Here is a 19,119-nt window from a genome sequence, read left to right as displayed (position 1 = left end):
GTGAACGTTCCGGGCTTCAGCTTCCTCTGCGGGGCTGCCGCGCGAGCGAGTTTCTTCCAAGAACCGGCCCAGCGCGCAACCGCCGGACTCGTGGGTAATGACATTATCAGTTTGCCTGTCCGAACAACAGCAAGATTGCCGCTCCGACCAGGACAGTTGCGGGTTTTGGTGCGGAAATATCGTTCTCTTTTTAAGAGAATTGATTCTCCTGGGCTCTTGACACCATGCCACCTGCAGCGGGCGTCGATCCGTTCGATAGTCGCACGCCCGCTCCCGCCGCCGCGGACCGGAGACCCTTGGTTCCCAGAACGGAGAATGCTAGTCTCCGCAGCGAGAGTGAGGGGTTCATGCCACACACGACCGACATCGACGCCGACGTCCTGGGCCATTGGCTCGACAAGAACGACGCCCCCGGCCAGGGCGAACGCCCGCAGCTCGAACTGCTGACCGGCGGCTCGCAGAACACCCTGTACCGGGTCCGCCGCGGCGCGGCCCGGATGGTGCTGCGGATGCCCGGCGCCCGCGCCGATACCGCCCGGGTCGACGGCCTGCTCCGCGAGATCCGGCTGGTCCGCGCGCTGCGCGGCACCGACGTTCCGCACGCCCAACTGATCGCCGCCGACGACACCGGCGCGGTGCTGGACAAGCCGTTCTACGTGATGGCCGAGATCGACGGCTGGAGCCCGATGGGCGGGGGCGGCTGGCAGGCGCCGTTCGACACCGACCTCGAGGCCCGGGCCGGGCTGGCGTTCCAGCTGGTCGAGGGGGCGGCCCGACTCGGCAGCGTCGACTGGCGCGGTCAGGGCCTCGACGGGTTCGGCCGGCCCGACGGCTTCCACGAACGTCAGGTCGATCGCTGGCTGAAGTTCCTGTCCGCCTACCAGGTGCGCGAGCTACCCGGCCTCGACGTGGCCGCCGAGTGGTTGCGCCGCAACCGGCCGGCCCACTACACGCCGGGGATCATGCACGGCGACTATCAGTTCGCCAACGTGATGTACGCCCACGGCGCCCCGGCCCGGTTGGCCGCGATCGTCGACTGGGAGATGACCACCATCGGCGACCCACTGCTGGACCTCGGCTGGGCGCTGCTGGGCTACGACGGCGAGAACCCGGTCACCGAAGGGTTTTATCTGGACATGACCGGGATGCCGACCCGCAGCGCGCTGCTCGCCCACTACGAGAAGATCAGCGGCCGACCCACCGACGACATCCAGTACTACCTGGTGCTGGCCAACTGGAAGCTGGGCATCATGCTGGAGAAGACGTATGCGGCCTCGCTGGCCCCGGACAGCAAGGTCGACCCGGCCGTCGCCGCCGCGATGGGACCGATGGTCCCGCAGCTCATGGCGACCGCGGCCGAGCTGACCCGCACCGCAGGAGGTGCCTGAGATGACCTCTCCGACCGAACTTTTCGACCTCACCGACCGGGTGGTGCTGATCACCGGTGGTAGCCGCGGCCTGGGCCGCGAGATGGCCTTCGCCGCGGCGCGGTGCGGCGCCGACGTGGTGATCGCCAGCCGCAAGCTGGACACTTGCGAGGCCACCGCCGCCGAGATCGAGGCCGAAACCGGCCGGGCCGCATGGCCGTACGCGGTGCATGTGGGCCGCTGGGACCAGCTCGACGGACTGGTCGACGCCGCCTACGAGCGGTTCGGCAAGGTCGACGTGCTGGTGAACAACGCCGGCATGTCACCGGTCTACGAGAAACAGACCGACGTCACCGAGAAGCTGTTCGACGCCGTGGTCAACCTGAACCTCAAGGGGCCGTTCCGGCTCTCGGCGCTGATCGGCGAGAAGATGGTGGCCGCCGGCGGCGGGGTGATCATCAACGTCAGCACCCATGGCTCGCTGCGCCCGCACCCCAGCTTCCTCCCGTACGCCGCCTCCAAGGCCGGGCTCAACGCCATGACCGAGGGGCTGGCCCAGGCGTTCGGGCCGACGGTGCGGGTCAACACCCTGATGCCCGGGCCGTTCCTCACCGACATCAGCAAGGCCTGGGACTTCGACGGCACCAGCAACCCCTTCGGCCACTCGGCGCTGCAGCGCGCCGGCAACCCGGACGAGATCGTCGGCGCCGCACTGTTCCTGATGTCGGACGCGTCGAGTTTCACCACCGGTTCGATTGTTCGGGCCGACGGCGGCATTCCCTGATCACCACTTCGCCCAGCAGAGGAGCAGCACATGGCATGGGATTTCTCCACCGAGCCCGAGTTCGAGGAGAAGCTCACCTGGATCCGTGATTTCGTCCGCGAGGAGGTCGAACCCCTCGAGGTCCTCTTCCCGGGGTGTGAGTTCCTCCCGCTGGACGAGGACCGGCGCAAGATCGTCGACCCGCTCAAACAACAGGTCCGCGACCGGGGGCTGTGGGCCCCGCACCTGGGACCCGAACTCGGCGGCCAGGGGTTCGGCGCGGTCAAGCTGACGCTGATCAACGAGATCCTCGGACGCAGCGGCTGGGCGCCCATCGTGTTCGGCACCCAGGCCCCCGACACCGGGAACGCCGAGATCCTGGCCCGCTTCGGCACGCCCGAGCAGAAGGAACGCTACCTGGACGGGCTGCTGTCCGGGGAGATCTTCTCCTGCTTCTCCATGACCGAACCCCAGGGCGGCTCGGACCCGCGGGTCTTCACCACGCGCGCGGTGCGCGACGGCGACGACTGGGTGCTCAACGGGCGCAAGTACTTCTCGTCGAACGCGTCGGTGGCGTCGTTCATCATCGTCGTCGCCGTCACCGACCCGGACGTGCCCGTGCACCGCGGCGCCTCGACCTTCCTGATCCCGGCCGACACCCCCGGGGTCAACATCGAGGCGACGCATCACCTCGTCGGTTCGCTGCCGCACGAGGCCGGGCACTCGTTGATCCACTACGACAACGTCCGATTGCCCGCCTCGGCGATGCTGGGCGAGCCGGGCCACGGCTTCCAGATCCTGCAGGCCCGGCTGGCCGGCGGCCGCATCCACCACGCCATGCGCTCCATCGGGGTGGCCCAGCGCGCGCTGGACATGATGGCCCACCGCGCGAAAAGCCGTTTCACCCAGGGCAGTTCGCTGGCCGACAAGCAGCTGGTCCAGGCGTTCATCGCGGACTCCTACGCCGAGTTGCTGCAGTTCCGGCTGACCGTGCTGCACACCGCGTGGTTGATCGACACCGCCGGCGAGCACGCCGCCCGCGCCGAGATCGGGGTCTGCAAGATCCTGGCCTCCCAGGTGCTCAAGTCCATCGGCCTGCGCGCCATCCAGGTGCACGGCGCCATGGGGCTCACCCAGCAACTGCCGCTGACCAACGTGCTGCTCGGTGGCGTCGCGCTGGGCCTGGCCGACGGGCCCACCGAGGCCCACAAGGTGAACCTGGCCCGGATGCTGCTCAAGGACTACGAGGCCGAGGATCCCGAATGGCCCAGCGAGTTCCTCGACGTCCGGGTCGCCGCCGCGCAGGCCAAGTACGGCGACCGGGTCAGCCAGATCCCGCTGGTGCCGCCGGCGCCATGACCACCACCCGGGTCGCCCAGGCCGTCCACCGGGCCCTGGATGACCGGCAGCGCGAGGCCACCGACGACGTGGAACGCATTCTCGCGGCGGCGATCACGGTCATGCAGCGGGTGGCCCCCGAGCCGCCTCGGGTCAGCGACATCGTCGCCGAGGCCGGATCGTCGAAGAAGGCCTTCTACCGGTACTTCGCGGGCAAGGACGATCTGCTGCTGGCGGTGATGGAACGCGGCATCGGGATCGTCGTGTCCTATCTGGAGCATCAGATGGACAAGGCCCACGCCCCCGCCGACAAGGTCGCCCGCTGGGTCTCCGGGGCGCTGGCGCAGGTGTCCGACCCGCACCTGACCAGCATGAGCCGCGCCGTGGTCGAACAGATGACGCGCACCGAACCCGTCGACGGCATCATGGCACCCATGCGGGATCTGTTGGTCGCACCGCTGGCCGCGCTCGGCAGCGACGACGCCGGCCGCGACGCGGAGGCCATCTTCCAGCTCACCATGGCCACCATGCGCCGCCACGTGGGATCCGGGACGTCGCCGCGGCCCGACGACGTGACCCATCTCGTGCGGTTCTGCCTGCGCGGCATCGATGCGGTCGGAAAGGCGAGAAAGGACAGAGAATGAAAGCAGTGTTGTGCCACCAGTACGGACCACCCGAGAGCCTGGTGTACGACGAGATCCCCGATCCGACACCGGGCCCCGGCGAGGCGGTCGTGCGCGTCCGGGCCGCGGCGGTGAACTTCCCCGACGTGCTGTTCCTGTCCGGCAGCTATCAGGTGCGCATTCCGCCGCCGTTCTCGCCGGGCAGCGAGTTCGCCGGCGAGGTGCTCGCCGTCGGTCCCGACGTCACCTGGCGACCGGGTGACCGGGTGTCGGGGTCGATGATGGTCGGCGCCTTCGCCGAACAGGTTGCGGCACCGGCAGATTCGCTGACCCGGGTGCCCGACGGCGTGGACTTCGCCGACGCGGCCGCCTTCGGGGTCACCTACCGCACCGCGTACTACACCCTGCGCACGGTGGCGCCGGTGCGGCCCGGCGATGCGGTGGTGGTCCTCGGCGCGGCCGGCGGCGTCGGACTGGCCGCCGTCGACCTGGCCACCGCGATGGGGGCGCGCGTCATCGCCGCCGCGTCCGGCCCCGAGAAGCTGGCGATCTGCGCGCAGCGCGGGGCCGTCGCGACCATCGACTACGAGCAGGAGAACCTGCGCGACCGGATCCGGGAGATCACCGAGGGCGCCGGGGCGGCCCTCGTCCTCGACCCGGTCGGCGGCCCCTACGCCGAACCGGCGCTGCGCGCACTCGGCCGCGGCGGGGTGTTCGTCACGCTCGGCTATGCCTCCGGAACCATCCCGGCGATCCCGCTGAACCTGGTGCTGCTGAAGGGAATCACCGTCCGCGGCATGGAGATCCGCACGTTCGCCACGGACTACCCCGACGACATCGGGCCCGCCGACGCCGAGCTGGCCCGGATGTTCGCCGACGGCAAGATCCGGCCCTACATCGGCGCCCGGTTCCCGCTGGCCGACGCGGCCGCCGCGCTGCGCTACGTCGCCGACCGCAAGGCGATCGGCAAGGTCATCATCGACGTGGCGTGACCGTCCGGCGCCGCGCGGCGGAGCCCATCACCAGGTGACGGGCAGGCTGTAGACGCCGTAGGCCAACCGGTCGTGCTTGAACGGCACCTCGTCGAACGGGATCGCCAGCCGCATGGTCGGGATCCGGCGCAGCAGGGTGTGGAACACGATCTGCAGCTCGGCGCGGGCCAGCTGCATGCCGACGCACTGGTGGCGACCGAAGCCGAAACCGAGCTCGTTGCGGGCGTTCTCACGGGCCAGGTCGAGCTGGTCGGGGGCGGCGAAGGCCGCGGCGTCCCAGTTCGCCGGGGCCAGGTCGAGGATGATGCCGTCGTTGGCCTTGATGGTGACGCCCGCGATCTCGATATCCTCGAGGGCGACCCGGCGCTGACCGTTCTGGATGATGCTCAGGTAGCGCATCAGCTCCTCGACAGCGTTGGCGATCACTTTCGGGTCCTCGGTATCGCGCAGCAGCGCAGCCTGTTCCGGGTTCTCCAGCAGCGCCAGGACACCGATGCCGATCATGTTGGCGGTGGTCTCGTGCCCGGCGATCAGCAACCCGGTGCCCAGCTGCGCGGCCTCCTTGACGCTGATCTCGCCCGCGGTGACCCGCTCGGCCAGATCCGAGATCGCGTCCTCGGCCGGGTTTTCCATCTTCTTCTTGACCAGGTCGATCAGGTAGCCGTGCAGGCTCATCGCGCCCTTCTGGCCGTCCTCGGCGCTGGCGTTGCGGGCCAACCCGACGTTGGCGTGATGCTGGAAGAACTCGTGGTCCTCGTAGGGCACGCCGAGCATCTCGCTGATCACCTGGGTGGGCACCGGCAGCGCGAGATCGGCGACCACGTCGGCGGGCTGCTCGCCGGCCAGCATCGCGTCGATGCACTCGTCGGTCACCCGCTGGATGTAGGGCCGCAAGCCCTCGACCCGCTTGAACGTGAAGGGCCGCGAGAGCATCCGGCGAAAACGGGTGTGCTCCTCGGCATCTGAGGTGAACACCGAGCGCGGCCGCTTGTACACGGTCGAGAGCATGTGCTCGTTCCAGTGCGGGAAGCCCTCATTGCGGTCGTCGACGCTGACGCGCGAGTCGGCGAACAACGTGCGCGCCACCTCGTAACCGGTGACCAGCCACGGGGTGGTGCCGTTCCAGATCCGCACCCGCGAAAGCGGGGCCTGGGCGGCGAGTTCCATGACGCCCGGCGGCGGCGCGAACGGACACGCGGCGGCCCGCTCCATCGGGTACTCGGGGACGTCGGTCACGGTATCGGTCAGGGTTTCGGTCACTGGGTTTCCTCTATCGGGGGCTGTTGGATGAAGGTCTGGTCAGTCTTCGACGCGGATGGCCTGGGCCGGGCAGGCCGCGACGGCCTCGCGCACCGCGTCGTGAAGGTCTTCCGACGGATTCTCGTCGAGCAAAATCACGCTGCCGTCGTCCTCGTCCTGATCGAACACCTCGGGGGCGTTGGCGACGCAGTTGCCCGCCGACACGCACTTGAGTTGGTCGACAATGACTTTCACGGTGTCTCTCCCTCTACGCGACGTGACGTCACGGGCGCCAGCAGCAGCCCGGTGATCGCGTCGACCAGCCCGTCGGCCGTGGCGTCCCAGTCCGGGCGCACCATCGGATCGCCGGCGGCGCGGGCGCGTTCCTGTTCGGCGAAGATGTGCACGATCAGGTGCCGGGCCATCGCATTGCGCTCGATGCGCACCTCGGCGGGCATGTCGGGCAGGCAGCGGTTGAGGCCCTGGATGATCTTGAGCACCGACCGAGACGACAGCGATTCCTCGGAGACGATGTCGCGGTGCGTCGGGTCCGGCATCAGCTGGGCCGAGAACCGGGCGTAGGTCGAGGTGCCGTTCGCGCCGGACAGGTTGGTCAGGTGGGCGGCCAGCGGGCGCACGAGGCACTGCACCCAGTCGCGCAGTTCGGCGGGGCGGTCGGCGCGCTCGATCTCGTCGACCATCTGCTCGCACAACCGCTCGACCTGTTCGTTGTGCCGGCGGACGATCGCGCGGATCAGGTCCGCCTTGGTGCCGAAGTGGTAGCCGACCGCCGCGTTGTTGCCCTGCCCGGCCTGGTCACTGACCTGGCGGTTGGATACGGCGAAGACGCCGCGTTCGGCGAAGAGCCGTTCGGCGGCCGTCAGGATGGCCTCGCGGGTGTCGGTGGCCCGGTCCGAGCGCAGGGGCCTGGTGGCGGTCACGCGGTCCAGTCAACCGCGCGCACCGGGGTTAAGTCAAGTGATTGATTTAATTGCCGGGGTCGGTCGGCAGCCCTGCCAGACACTCATTTCCGTGGGCGCCCTGAGCAGCAAATCGTACGGTCCGGAAACCACTCCGATTTGAAGTGCAGACACTCGTAACTGGTAACCATGACGAATGGCATCCGCGTTCACCCCCCACGGCGAGGTCCGAATCCACTACCTCGATTCCGGCGGTGACGACCTGGGCGCGCCGCTGATCTTCGTCCCCGGGATGACCGACGTCGCCGAGGATTACCGCGCGGTCCTGCCGGCGTTCGGCCGGCGCACGGTGGTCGTGGAGGTGCGCGGCCACGGCCGCAGCGACGCCCCGGCGGCGGGCTACGACCTGCCCACCCTCGGGGCCGACGTCGGCGCCGTCGTCGACGCGATCACCGCCGGTCCGGTCCATCTCGTCACGTTCTCGCGGGGAACGTCGGCCGCGCTGTGGTGGGCGCTGCAGCACCGCGACCGGGTGCGCTCGATCGCCATCGGCGACTACGTGCCGCAAGAGATCGTCCTCGGCGAACCGCAGGTGCGCTTCCTGCTCGACGGCCGTTGGCGCGGAACACCGGTGCGGGACCGCCTCGACGAGACCGCCGCGCTGGCCACCTTTCGGGCGGCCCAGATCCGGTCGTTCTGGGAACCGCTGTCCGACTGGCAACCCCCGCTGCTGGCGGTGCGCAGCGGTAGCGGCAGCATCATCGACGCCGACGCGTGGGCGCGTTACCGGCAACTGTTCCCGACGGCGGAACTGCACGAGTTCGACGACTCGCCCCACGACATCTTCCGGCCCGACCGGCAGCGCTATCCGCTGCTGGTGCGCGAGCACACCCGCCGCGCCGACGCGCGGCCGTGACCGGCTACTTGGGTTTGCGCTGAATCACCTTGCCCGCCACCGTGCCACCGTCGATCGGTAGCACGGTGCCGGTGACGTACGGGGAGCGGTCCCCCGCGAAGTACAGCGCCGCCTCGGCGACGTCGTCGACGGTGCCCTCCCGCTTCAGCGGGCGGTCGTTGCGCATCTGCGCGCGGATCGCCTCCTCGAACTGCTCGAGGCGCTCGAGGTCCTCCCCGGCGGCCGACTTCTTGACGATGGCGGTGCGGATATTGCCCGGTGCGATGGCGTTGACCCGGATCTCGTAGTGCGCCAATTCGATTGCGACGGACTTGGTGAACTGGATGACCGCGGCCTTCGACGCCCGGTACGTCTGCACGCCGCCGCCCGCCTGGATCCCGCCGATCGAGGTGAGGTTCAGGATCGAGCCACCGCCGTGTTCGGCCATGTGGCGCGCGGCGTCGCGGGTGCCGGCCATCACCGCCCGCAGGTTGACCGCCATCACCTTGTCGAAATCGGCGAGGTCGTCGTCGAGGAAACGCCGATGCATGGTCCCGGAAACACCGGCGTTGTTCACCATGATGTCGAGTCCCCCGAAGGTCTCCACCGTCGTCGAGACCAGCCGCTCGATCTGGTCGAGGTCGGCGACATCGGTTTCGAGGAACTTGTAATCGCCGCTCAGCGGCGGCCCGTCGCCGAGGTCGCCCACCACCACCTTGGCGCCCTCGGCGAGGAAGCGCTCGGCGATACCGCGGCCCAGCCCGCCGGCTCCCCCGGTGACGATGGCGACCTTGCCGGCCAGTTCGTTGCTCATGGTGCGTGCGCTCCGCTCTTCGTGCCAGTTCGGTCGGTGTCGTCCTGATCGCCCAGGAACGACAGCAGCAGATCGTTGACGGCCCGGGGCTGCTCGATCTGCGGGCAGTGTCCGGCGTTCTCGATGACCGCCGAACGCGCCCCGTCGATCTGGGCGGCGATCTCCGCGGCCCAGCCCGTCGGCAGTAGCTTGTCACCCCCGCCCTCGACGATCAGCGTCGGTACCGTGATGCGCTCGTAGGCCCGCCGGCTCGACGCCGCGGCGGGCGGCTCGGAACCGGGCCGCCGGAACCGCGCGGCGGCGATCGTCTCCCACGCCCCGGGCAGGGTCGCCGATTCGTGCCGGCGCGCCACGTAGGCCTCGTCCTCCGGATAGGAGGGGGCGAAGAACAGCGCGGTCACAATGGCTTTCATGGCACCCAGCGTGGCGTCGTAGTCGTAGAGCGCGCGCATGTGCTCGTTGTTCTGGATCTCGCCGCCGCCGCAGATCGCCACCAGGCTGCGCATGGGCAACACCGGGTCGGTGGAGGTGGCGTCGACGAGCAGGTTGATGGCGCCCATCGAGTTGCCGACGAAGTGGGCGGAGTCGACCCCGACCGCCGCGCAGAACGCCGCGACGTGCCGGATCCGCATACCCCGACCGTCGACGAAGTCGAGCACCTTGGCCGTGTGGCCGTAGCCGAGCATGTCGGGCGCGAGCACCCGGAACCGCTCGCCCAGCGCGGAAATGGTCCGCTCCCAGCCCAACTCGGCGCCGGCACCGAACTCGCCGCCGTGCAGCAGCACCACGGTCTGCGCGTGCTCGGCGCCGGCCTCCAGGTAACTGGTGACCAGGCCGTCGACGGTAATGGTCTTGCGCTGAAAGTTCATGCGGGCTCCTGTTCAGTCCGGGATCAATGGGCCGACGGGACTCGTCGAGATGGCGTGCACCAGCAGGCCGGCGAGTTCGGCGGGACGGCTCAGAAACGGCGAGTGCGAGGTATCGATGCTCAGCTGCTCGACACCGAGCCGGTGGGCCACGGTGTCGGCCAGCCACCGGGGCATCGACCGGTCCTGTGCGCAGACGATGAAGCTGCGCGGCAGGTCGGCGGCCCAGAAATCGGGCACCGACACCGGGGTCACGGTGGTGTCGCCGAACCGTTCGGGACCCAACCGATCGAAGGCCCAGCGCGCGGTGGCCTCGTCGCAGTCGTGGTAGAAGTACTTCCAGGCGCCGTCGAAATCGGCGAAGGTCATCGCCCCGTCCTCGTCGAACTCGAGATAGGACAACATTTCTCCGGTGTCGGCGTCGAAGTCACCGTCCTCCTCGTTGCGCATCGCCATCGCCTCGGGATAGGTGCGGCCCTCCCGGGGCAGCGCCGCGGCCAGGTACACGATGTGGCCCACCAGATCCGGTCGCGCGTCGGCGGCCAGCGTCGCGTCGAAGCCGCCGCCGGAATGCCCCACCAGCACGTCGCCGGGTCGCATCACCTCGACGATGGCCTCGCGCCGCCTGTGCAACGTGGATTCCTCGTCGATGCGTGCCCCGTGGCCCGGCAGGTCCACCGCGACGGCGTCGTGACCGAGCACACGAAGTTCCTCGATGGCGCGCTCCCAGCACCACGCGGCGTGAAAGCCGCCGTGCACCAGAACGAATCTCACCTGCGCGCGCCGCTCGACCGGGCGATCACTTGATCGCGATCGGGTTCACCGGGGAGCCCACTGCCCCAACGACACTGAGTGGGGGCGCCACGAGTTGGAACTCGTAGACGCCGTCCGCGGCGCAGTCGGCGGACAGCGCCGTCAGGTCCCAGTACTCGCCGAGCATCAGACCCATGTCGCGCAGGCAGAGCATGTGCATCGGCAGGAACGTGCCCTCGACGCCGGCGGCCGGATCCGGATCCTCGACCATCAGGTTGTCGGCGGCCACCGCGGCCACCTCGTGGGCGTGCAACCACGATGCGCAGCGCCAGTCCAGGCCCGAACCGGCCTCGGCGCCGTCGCCGGTGGCGCAGAACCGGGTCCACCAGCCGGTGTGGACCAGCACGACGTCACCGCTGCGCACCTCGACGCCCTGGCTCTTGGCGACCGCGTCGAGTTCGTCGGGGGTCACCGGGTTGCCCGGTTCCAGGAACACCTCGGCGCCCCGGAAGCGCACCACATCGAGCAGCACCCCGCGCGAGGTGATGCCCTTGGCGTCGACCTTGTCGATCCCACAGTGGTAGGCACCGAAGCTGGTCACCGAACCTGCGGGAAACCCGTTGTACAGCTTGTCCTCGTAGTACACGTGGCTCAGGGCGTCCCACTGGGTGGCCGCCTGCAGCGGCATCACGATCATGTCGTCGTTGAACCGGAACGGGTTGTCGGCGAAGAACGCGCTGACGTCGTGGGCGACGGCGTTGCGCAGCCAGTCGGGCCCGTAGCGGACCAGGGTGTCGGCGTCGCCGCCGTCGACGGTCATCACGTGCACGGGATTGTTGCGGAACTTGAACGCCCCCTGCGGCCCGTTGGAGCCGAAGTCGGCACCGAGGGCAAAGACCTTGCCGCGCTTGGCCAATCCTGCCGCCTCGGTGATCTTCTCAGGCGTGATGAAGTTCAGCGTGCCGACCTCGTCGGCGTCGCCCCAGCGACCCCAGTTGCGGACCTCGTCGGCCATCTTGCGGAAATCCTGCATCGTGCCGGCCATGCTCACCTTCCCGAGATGTGGTCGAGAGAATCGTTGGCCGCGGTGAACCGCTGCGCCAGGATGCCGCCGTCGGCCCAGATCACCTGTCCGGTGACGTAACTGGCCGCCGCACTGCCGAGGAACACCAACACCGCGGCCTGCTCCTGCGGCGTGGAGGCCCGGCCCAGCGGCGTGCTGAACGAATCGAGGTACTGCTGGCCGTAGGCCGTGCGCAGCTGATCGAGGATCGGGGTCTCGGTGACCCCGGGCGCGGTGCAGTTGATCCGGATGCCGCGCGCGCCGAGTTCGGCAACCCTGCTCATGGTGTAGAGGATGGTCGCCTCCTTCGACAGCCGGTAGCCGCCGCCGTCGGCCAGCGCGTCGGGATGCTCGTCACACCACTGCACGCCCTGCTGCGGGGATGCGGTGGCCACCAAACCGGCTGTGGTCGAAGCATTCTCGCGGTAGGCCGACGCGGCCAGCGAGGACACCGAGGTGATCGATCCCCCGGCGGGGATGCGTTGCATCATCGCCTCGGTGAACTGCCGCATGCCCAGGAAGTTGATCCGGACCACGAGCATCGGGTCCCCGACGCCCGAGGACACCCCGGCCACGTTGAACAGCGCGTCGACGCCGCCGTCGACACCGCCGGCCGCGGCCTCCACCGAATCCGGGTCGGCGAGGTCCACGGCGACGAAGTCGTCCAACCCACTGTGCGGATCTTTCAGGTCCAGACCCGTGACCCGGGCGCCCAATTCGCCGAGCTGGCGGGCGACTTGCGCGCCGATTCCGGACGCGCAGCCGGTGACCACGACGTGTTTGCCGTCGTAGCGCACCAGCTCGTCGAGTGCCGTCACGTTCAGTTCGCCGCTTCCCGCGCGGCCTTCTGTTCCTTCTCCAACTGGGCGGCCTTGACGCGGCCCTCGTTGATCTCGGCCATCGCCTCGGGGATCTCGCCGGCGGTGAACTTGTCCCGGCCGGTGGGCAGCCCGCCGAAGGCGTAGGTCTCGTCGAACAGCGGGGCGTCCGACGGCTGGCGCCGGGCCTCGACCTTCTCGATGACCGGCTCAAGGCGCTTGGCCTTGTCCGCCACGGCCTTCTGGTCGCGCTCGATGAACTCGGGCAGGATCTCCTTGCCCATGATCTCGATGGACTCCATGGTGCCCTCGTGGCTGCGCGGGTTCAGCAGCAGGATGATCTCGTCGACGCCGCTGGCCTCGTAGCTGCGCAGGAACTCGCGTACGGTGTCGGGTCCGCCGATCGCGCCGCGGCCGGGGCCGTAGGCCAGCGTCGGATCCTCCTTGACCGCCTGCTCGTAGCGTTCCCAGACCTTGGTGCGGCCGGGGGTGTGCATGCCGGTCAGGTAGTAGTGCATGATGCCGAACGAGAAGAAGCCGCCGCCGATGCCGAGTCGCTTGAGCGCCTCGTCGTCATTCTTGGCCACCATCATCGACAGGTCGCCGCCGATGGCCAGCAGGTTCGGGTTGATCGCCGGGGTGACGGGCGCGCCGTTGGCCTCGAGTTCCTGGTAGTAGCCGTCCACGCGCTCCTTGAGCGCCTCCGGGCCGGTGTAGGCGAAGCTGAGTGCGCCGATGGCCTTCTGCGCGGCCATCTGCACCGACGACGGGCGGGTGCAGGCCACCCAGACCGGCGGGTGCGGCTTCTGCAGCGGCTTGGGAATCACGTTGCGCGCGGGCATCTCGACGTGCTCACCCTTGAAGCCGGTGAAGGGTTCCTCGACCATGCAGCGGATCGCGACCTCGAGGGCCTCCTCCCACTGGGCGCGCTTGTCGGCCGGATCGATGTTGAAGCCACCGAGCTCGGCGACCGAGGACCCCTCGCCGGTGCCGAATTCCACGCGGCCGTTGGACAGGTGATCCAGCGTGGCGACCCGCTCGGCGATGCGCGCCGGGTGGTTGATGGGCGGGGGCAGGTGCATGACACCGAAGCCCAGCCGAATGTCCTTGGTGCGCTGGCTCGCCGCGGCCAGGAACATTTCCGGGGCGGTCGAGTGGCAGTACTCCTCGAGGAAGTGGTGCTCGGTCAGCCAGACGGTGGAGAAGCCGGCCTTGTCGGCGGCCTCGACCTCGTCCAGACCGTGCTGGAACAGCTGGTGTTCATCGTCCTCCGACCACGGCCGAGGCAGCGGGAATTCATAGAACAGCGAGATCTTCATTGATTGCCTCCTCAGGCGTTGCGGACGTCGTCGTGGACTTGCTGTTGATTCTGGGTCGTGTTCTGGGCGGCAATGTGTTTGGCGGCGACATAACCGAAGGCCATGGCGGGGCCGATGGTGGCCCCGGCCCCGGCGTAACTGCGGCCCATCACGGCCGCCGACGCGTTACCCACGGCGTAGAGGCCCGGGATGTGCCGCTCCTCGGTGTCGAGCACGCGGGCGTGCTCGTCGGTGCGCAGCCCGCCCGAGGTGCCCAGATCGCCCAGGATGATCTGGAACGCGTAGTACGGCGGCTTGGACAACGGGTGCAGATTCGGGTTGGGCAGCGTCGGATCGCCGTAGTAGTTGTCGTAGGCGCTGTCACCGCGGTTGAAGTCGTCGTCGTGTCCCTTGCGGGCCAGTTCGTTGAACCGCTCGGCGGTGCCGCGCAGCGCCTCCGGTGGCACGTCGATCTTGGCCGCCAGTTCCTCGAAGCTGCCGGCCTCCTTGACGATTCCGGAGTCCAACCAGGCCTGCGGGATCTTCCGGCCGGTCGGTACCGGGGCGAACGGGACCTTCGGGATGGGCAGGTGCCCGCCGACCACATAGCGGTGGAAGGAGCGCTGATCGGTGATCAGCCAGACCGGGATGTGGGTGATCCCCGAGCGCTGCCCGTCAATCATCGCGTGCGCGAAGTCCATGTAGGGCGCGGCCTCGTTGATGAAGCGCTTGCCGGCGCCGTTGACGACGAACTGCGCGGGCATCATGCGTTCGTTCAGCATGAACTGCAGCCGCCCGTCGGGCCAGCACATGGCCGGGAACCACCAGGCCTCGTCCATCAGTTCGGTCGCCGCACCCACCTTCTGGCCGGCCCGGATACCGTCGCCGGTGGCCGCCGGATTGCCGAAACTCCAGTCCTTCTCGACCTCCGGCAGGTGTTCGCGACGCCACGCCATGTCGTGGTCGAAGCCGCCGGCGGCGATGACGACCCCGGCGCGCGCCCTGATCCGCTGGGTGCGGCCGTCCCGTTCGACGACGGCGCCGATGACCCGCGCCGCGGGGCCGTCGCCGTCGGTGATGAGTTCGGTCATCGGCGTGTTGAGCCACAGCGGGATGTTGTGCTCCTGCAACGCCAGGCGCATCCGCGCCACCAGGGACTGGCCGATGGCGGCCATCCGGTCCCCGAACACCCGCGCCCGGAACATTCGCCAGATCAGCTTGACCAGCACGGCCTTGCCGCGCCAGTTCTGCCGAACCTGATAGAACAGCCGCAGGTCCTTGGGCGCGAACCAGATTCCCTTGGGCGCCAGCGCCAGCGGCTGCAGCAGGTTCTGCTCCTCGGCGCCGAGCTTGCGCAGATCGATGGCCGGCACGTTGATGGTGCTGCCCAGCTCCGAACCGCCCGGCAGTTCCGGGTAGTAGTCGGCATAGCCGGGCTTCCAGACGAATTCGAACCAGCGGCTGCGGTCCTCCAGGAACTGCATCATCTCCGGTGCGGCGTCCACGTACTGCCGCAGCCGGGCGTCGCTGACCAGTCCGCCGGTGATCTGCTTGAGGTAGCCGAACACCTCGTCCGGGTCCGGCGAGTAGCCCTCGCGGCGCTGCGAGGGCGCCCCGGGCACCCAGATCCCGCCGCCAGAGAGCGCGGTGGACCCACCGTAGTGCGCGGACTTCTCGATGACCAGCGCGTCCAGGCCCTCGGCCTGGGCGGTCAGCGCGGCGGTCAGCCCGCCGCCGCCGCTGCCGATGACCAGCACGTCGACCTCGTGGTCGAAGCCCGCCGTGGGTCCATTGTCATTGGGCGTCATGCGGGCACCGCCGTTCGGATTGCGAACCCGGCGATCAGTTCCGGCGCCGGGCGGTAATAGTGGTGTGCGGTCGCATACGGTCCCGCGGCGGCCAGCGCCGCGAACGCCGCCACCCAGGTCCGGACCTCGTGCGCGGAGTTGCCGGCCTCGCCGGCGATCCAGGCGTTGGTCCAGCCGTCGACCTCGTCGAGCCGGTTGGCGTCGATCAGATCCAGGAAGGCGCGGTCCCAGTCCGGGTTCAGCGGCTGCAACGCCGACTCGCCGTGGGCGAAGTCATGGGCGGCGGCCATCACCGCGTCCTGCCGGGCGCTGCGCTGCTCTGGGGTCATCGCCACCCCGCGCACGATGCGGTCCAGCGCGGCCGGCGGCGCGGTGGCCAACGTGGGCACCGGCGGATCATGGGACAGCCCACCGGATCCCAGCACCAGCACGCGCTTGTCCAGCGTCGCCAGGAACTTCCCGATCGCGGTACCCAAGGCGCGTACCCGGCGCAGCGGGCCCAGCGGGGTGGCCACCGAGTTGATGAACACCGGGATGATGGGCACCGCGGCGGCGTCGCCGAACAGGGTCTGCAGCGGCTGCACCGTGCCGTGGTCGACCTCCATGCCGGCCGAGATCGCCACATCCACGTCGGCGTCGAGAACCGCTGCCGCGCAGGCGTTCGCGAAATCCTCGGCGACGTTGAGCGGGCCCGACTGGGTGCCGTAGTCCCCCACGCCGGATGCCGAGGTGCCGATGCAGAACGGCGGCATCAGCCGGTAGAAGAACCCGTTGTAGTGATCCGGGGAGAACGTCACCACCAACTCCGGGGCGAAGTCGGTGACGAAATCCCGCGCGCCGGCCAGCGCGGCGCCGATGTCGTCGAGAAGTTCAGCCGACGGTCCCGGAAGATTCAGCAGCGGGCTGTGCGACATGCAACACAGTGCCAGTTGCGCCATGGTTCTCACCGCCTTCCACCGCAGTCGAGGGGGCGATGCGCAGGACCGCGAACAGTTGATCGCTCAGCTCGGCCGCGCGTTGGGCCACGCAGGCCGCGGCGATGCAGCGGTCGGGCCGCAGGAACAGCACCGAGTCGGTGTGGCCGTCGAAGAAGGACTTCAGCGCGCCGGTGCGGTCGCCGACGACGATCACGTCGGGGTCCTCGGCGGTCTCACCGGCCGGCCGCCAGTGCAGCTGGGTGCTCGGGCGGGCGGCGATGAACTTGGTGCCCAACGCCTTCCAGCGCTCGAGTGTCGCGTCGCCGAGCAGACGGCGCGGATCGTTGTTCCAGCACAGCACCGCAAAGCCGGTGCCGATGACGTCGTCGAGCAGGACATTGCTCTCGGTGCGGGTGTCCACCCGCGGCTGGATGAACAGCGTGCCCGCCGACGAGCCGGGCGGGGGCGGGGTGCTGGCGTGCACGACGGCGCCCTGGTCGTAGCGCGGCATGGGCTTGAACCGCATCTCCAGCACGTACCGCTTGAGCGTCGGGACGACCGAGGCCGCGCGGATCACCTTGTCGCGCAGGCCCGCAACACGACGGTTGGTGGGCGAGATGACCCGGCCGACCATGGTCGACAGGTCGATCATGGCGCGCGCGTGCTTGCGCCGCTCCACGTCGTAGCTGTCGAGCAGGGCGTCCCCGGCGTGCCCGTTGACCACCGCGGCCAGCTTCCAGCCGAGGTTCGCCGCATCGCGGATCCCGCTGTTGTAGCCCTGCCCCTGCCACACCGGCATCAGGTGGGCCGCATCCCCGGCCAGCAGCAGTCGGCCCTTGCGGAAGGCCCCGGCGATGCGGGAGTGGTGCGTGTAGACCCGGTGCCGGATGATGTCGACCCGGTCGGGATGCGGGACGAAACTGGCCAGCAGCTTGCTGACGAACGCGGGGTCCGACGCCAGTTCGTCGGACTCGTCGTCGTGGATCATGAACTCGAAGCGGCGGATTCCGTGCGCGATCGAGATCGAGGCGTACGGCCGCTCGGGGTCGGCGCCGACCTCGCTGTTCGGATGGCCCAGCGGGTCGTTGGCCAGATCGATGACCACCCAGCGCGTCGGCGAGGTGGTGCCCTCGAAGGAAACCCCCATCAGGTGTCGGGTGGCGCTGCGGCCGCCGTCGCACCCGACGACGTAGCGGGTCTGCACCTCCGAAGTCGTGCCGTCCCCGCCGGTCAGTTCGAGCCTGACCCCGTCGGCGGTCTCGGTGGCGGCGGTCATCCGGGTGCCCCAGCGCACCTCGACGTGCGCGAACCGGCTCAGGCCGGCGAACAGTTCGGCATCGACCAGGGGCTGGACGAAGCCGTTGCGCTTGGGCCAGCCGAACCGGGCGTCCGGTGGCGCCATCTCGACCAGCAGCCGCCGGTTCGAGTCGAAGAACCGCAGGATCTGGTTCGGCACGGTGTGCGGCAAGACGGCGTCGACCAGTCCGATCGACTGGAAGGTGCGCAGCGATTCGTCGTCCAGGCCGACCCCGCGCGGGTAGTCGATCAGGGTGTCGCGTTCCTCCACGATGAGCGTCGGGACACCCTGCAGGCCAAGGATGTTGGCCAAGGTCAGACCCACCGGTCCGGCCCCGACGATCACCACCGCGGGGTTGTCCGGGCCGCTCGGCGTGGCCATCACGCCCGTCCCAGCAGGAAGTCGACGTGCAGCCGGTTGAAGGTGTCGGGATCCTCGTACTGCGGCCAGTGCCCGCAACCACTCATCACCTCGAACCGCGCGCCCGGGATCATCGAGGCGATGCGGCTGCCCTCGCTGACGTCCGCGGTGGGGTCGTCACTGGTCCAGAGCACCAGCGTCGGGGCGGTGATGGCGCCGTACTCCTTGGCTCCCATCAGGTTCCGCGCCCGGATCTCGGGATCCTGCAGCGCCATGATGTCGCGCATCGCGTCGACGAAGCCGGGTAGCCGGTAGATGCGCTGGCGGCTGGCCACAATGTCGTCGTAGTCCTTGGACTTGTCGGCCATCAGCCACTTGATCCGGGCCTGCACCGTCTCCCAGGTCGGATCCTCGACCGCGGCCATCGACAACGTGATGATGCGTTTCATCACCTCGGGGTCGGCCTGCGAACCGCCGGCGGTGTTGAGCACCAGGCGGTGGATCCGTTCGGGGTGATCGGCGGCGGCGCGCGAGGCGACCCAGCCGCCGAGGGACTCCCCGGACAGGTAGACCCGCTCGGCGCCGATCGCGTCGAAGAACGCCAGCAGGTGCTTGACGTAGTGCTCGACCTCTAGCGGATGCCCCGGCTTGTCGGTGTAGCCGTGTCCGAGCATGTCGATCGACCAGGTGGAGAAGTGCTCGGCATGGGCCGCGAGGTTGCGGACATAGGCCTCGGCGTGCCCGCCGGAGCCGTGCAGGAGCACCAGGGCCGGCTTGTCGAGGTCCCCGGCGTGCAGATAACGCGTGCGCACGCCCCCGGCGTCCAGGTACCCCTGCGAGAACGGAACGCCCTGAAGATCGCTCCAAATGCTCTCGAACTCAGCCACAAAAAGCCTCTCTGCCTGCGATTACGTCATTCTCTTTTTCTGCGATCGATGTGTGCTAATATCGTACATCGATGTGCACTATCTATAGAGCATCACTCTCT

19 protein-coding genes are annotated in these 19,119 nt (G+C 69.0%); 6 read left to right on the top strand and 13 right to left on the bottom strand.

The features are described 5' to 3' along the window. Positions 1–347 precede the first annotated feature (347 nt). The 5 genes from EL338_RS07155 to EL338_RS07135 are packed head-to-tail and all read left to right on the top strand — an operon-like array spanning position 348 to position 5,083. Entirely contained in the window at positions 348–1,388 is a 1,041-nt protein-coding gene (locus EL338_RS07155) for a phosphotransferase family protein (RefSeq protein ID WP_126333094.1), read from the top strand. A 1-nt stretch (position 1,389) separates the two neighbouring features. Continuing rightward, on the top strand, positions 1,390–2,151 hold the full coding sequence (locus tag EL338_RS07150; RefSeq protein ID WP_126333093.1) for an SDR family NAD(P)-dependent oxidoreductase: 762 nt from the start codon (positions 1,390–1,392) through the stop codon (positions 2,149–2,151). A gap of 30 nt (positions 2,152–2,181) precedes the next feature. After that, positions 2,182–3,489 carry an acyl-CoA dehydrogenase family protein gene (locus EL338_RS07145; protein ID WP_126333092.1) on the top strand — a complete coding sequence of 436 codons (1,308 nt, stop codon included), beginning with the start codon at positions 2,182–2,184 and terminating at the stop codon, positions 3,487–3,489. Further along, the gene (locus EL338_RS07140; RefSeq protein WP_126333091.1) at positions 3,486–4,112 is read left to right on the top strand and encodes a TetR/AcrR family transcriptional regulator; all 627 of its coding nucleotides are present in this window, start codon (positions 3,486–3,488) and stop codon (positions 4,110–4,112) included. Before EL338_RS07145 ends, EL338_RS07140 begins: the two co-directional genes overlap by 4 nt. Next, entirely contained in the window at positions 4,109–5,083 is a 975-nt protein-coding gene (locus EL338_RS07135; protein WP_126333090.1) for an NADPH:quinone oxidoreductase family protein, read from the top strand. Before EL338_RS07140 ends, EL338_RS07135 begins: the two co-directional genes overlap by 4 nt. Before the next feature lie 27 nt (positions 5,084–5,110). Here EL338_RS07135 and EL338_RS07130 read toward each other — a convergent pair whose 3' ends face one another. The 3 genes from EL338_RS07130 to EL338_RS07120 form a co-directional block, all read right to left on the bottom strand. Next, a complete protein-coding gene (locus EL338_RS07130; protein WP_163792320.1) occupies positions 5,111–6,295 on the bottom strand; it encodes a cytochrome P450 in 1,185 nt (394 codons plus the stop codon). A gap of 87 nt (positions 6,296–6,382) precedes the next feature. After that, positions 6,383–6,577: a ferredoxin gene (locus tag EL338_RS07125; RefSeq protein ID WP_126333088.1), complete on the bottom strand. Its 195-nt coding sequence runs from the start codon at positions 6,575–6,577 to the stop codon at positions 6,383–6,385. Then, positions 6,574–7,263, bottom strand: coding sequence for a TetR/AcrR family transcriptional regulator (locus tag EL338_RS07120; RefSeq protein WP_126333087.1), 690 nt, complete (start codon positions 7,261–7,263; stop codon positions 6,574–6,576). Before EL338_RS07120 ends, EL338_RS07125 begins: the two co-directional genes overlap by 4 nt. Positions 7,264–7,438: 175 nt before the next feature. Here EL338_RS07120 and EL338_RS07115 point away from each other — a divergent pair, with 175 nt between their 5' ends. Beyond that, positions 7,439–8,158 (top strand): alpha/beta fold hydrolase, encoded by a 720-nt coding sequence (locus EL338_RS07115; protein WP_126333086.1) that lies wholly within the window; start codon positions 7,439–7,441, stop codon positions 8,156–8,158. A 4-nt stretch (positions 8,159–8,162) separates the two neighbouring features. Here the strand turns inward: EL338_RS07115 and EL338_RS07110 are convergent, their stop codons facing one another. Genes EL338_RS07110 through EL338_RS07065 form a run of 10 tightly spaced genes read right to left on the bottom strand, consistent with a single transcriptional unit; the run spans position 8,163 to position 19,018 of the window. After that, positions 8,163–8,951 (bottom strand): SDR family NAD(P)-dependent oxidoreductase, encoded by a 789-nt coding sequence (locus EL338_RS07110; RefSeq protein ID WP_126333085.1) that lies wholly within the window; start codon positions 8,949–8,951, stop codon positions 8,163–8,165. Continuing rightward, on the bottom strand, positions 8,948–9,820 hold the full coding sequence (locus EL338_RS07105; protein ID WP_126333084.1) for an alpha/beta fold hydrolase: 873 nt from the start codon (positions 9,818–9,820) through the stop codon (positions 8,948–8,950). Before EL338_RS07105 ends, EL338_RS07110 begins: the two co-directional genes overlap by 4 nt. 12 nt (positions 9,821–9,832) lie before the next feature. Next, a complete protein-coding gene (locus EL338_RS07100; RefSeq protein WP_126333083.1) occupies positions 9,833–10,591 on the bottom strand; it encodes an alpha/beta fold hydrolase in 759 nt (252 codons plus the stop codon). A 25-nt stretch (positions 10,592–10,616) separates the two neighbouring features. Next, complete coding sequence (locus EL338_RS07095; protein ID WP_163792057.1) at positions 10,617–11,615, bottom strand: cyclase family protein; 999 nt, start codon at positions 11,613–11,615, stop codon at positions 10,617–10,619. Positions 11,616–11,617: 2 nt separating this feature from the next. Next, the gene (locus EL338_RS07090) at positions 11,618–12,451 is read right to left on the bottom strand and encodes a coniferyl-alcohol dehydrogenase (RefSeq protein WP_126333082.1); all 834 of its coding nucleotides are present in this window, start codon (positions 12,449–12,451) and stop codon (positions 11,618–11,620) included. 2 nt (positions 12,452–12,453) lie between these two features. Continuing rightward, complete coding sequence (locus EL338_RS07085; protein ID WP_126333081.1) at positions 12,454–13,770, bottom strand: LLM class flavin-dependent oxidoreductase; 1,317 nt, start codon at positions 13,768–13,770, stop codon at positions 12,454–12,456. Between the two features lie 11 nt (positions 13,771–13,781). After that, positions 13,782–15,557, bottom strand: coding sequence for an FAD-binding protein (locus EL338_RS07080; RefSeq protein ID WP_126333080.1), 1,776 nt, complete (start codon positions 15,555–15,557; stop codon positions 13,782–13,784). Continuing rightward, the gene (locus EL338_RS07075) at positions 15,554–16,471 is read right to left on the bottom strand and encodes a 3-carboxyethylcatechol 2,3-dioxygenase (RefSeq protein ID WP_235666394.1); all 918 of its coding nucleotides are present in this window, start codon (positions 16,469–16,471) and stop codon (positions 15,554–15,556) included. Before EL338_RS07075 ends, EL338_RS07080 begins: the two co-directional genes overlap by 4 nt. Continuing rightward, complete coding sequence (locus EL338_RS07070; protein WP_126333078.1) at positions 16,428–18,152, bottom strand: bifunctional 3-(3-hydroxy-phenyl)propionate/3-hydroxycinnamic acid hydroxylase; 1,725 nt, start codon at positions 18,150–18,152, stop codon at positions 16,428–16,430. The genes EL338_RS07075 and EL338_RS07070 overlap by 44 nt, the downstream gene beginning before the upstream one ends. Then, positions 18,152–19,018 carry an alpha/beta fold hydrolase gene (locus tag EL338_RS07065; RefSeq protein WP_126333077.1) on the bottom strand — a complete coding sequence of 289 codons (867 nt, stop codon included), beginning with the start codon at positions 19,016–19,018 and terminating at the stop codon, positions 18,152–18,154. The genes EL338_RS07070 and EL338_RS07065 overlap by 1 nt, the downstream gene beginning before the upstream one ends. Positions 19,019–19,119 lie beyond the last annotated feature (101 nt).

Source organism: Mycolicibacterium chitae, assembly GCF_900637205.1.
Lineage (GTDB): Bacteria > Actinomycetota > Actinomycetes > Mycobacteriales > Mycobacteriaceae > Mycobacterium > Mycobacterium chitae.
The sequence above is the reverse complement of the archived record's forward strand: the minus strand, read 5'-3'. Positions and strand labels throughout refer to the sequence as shown.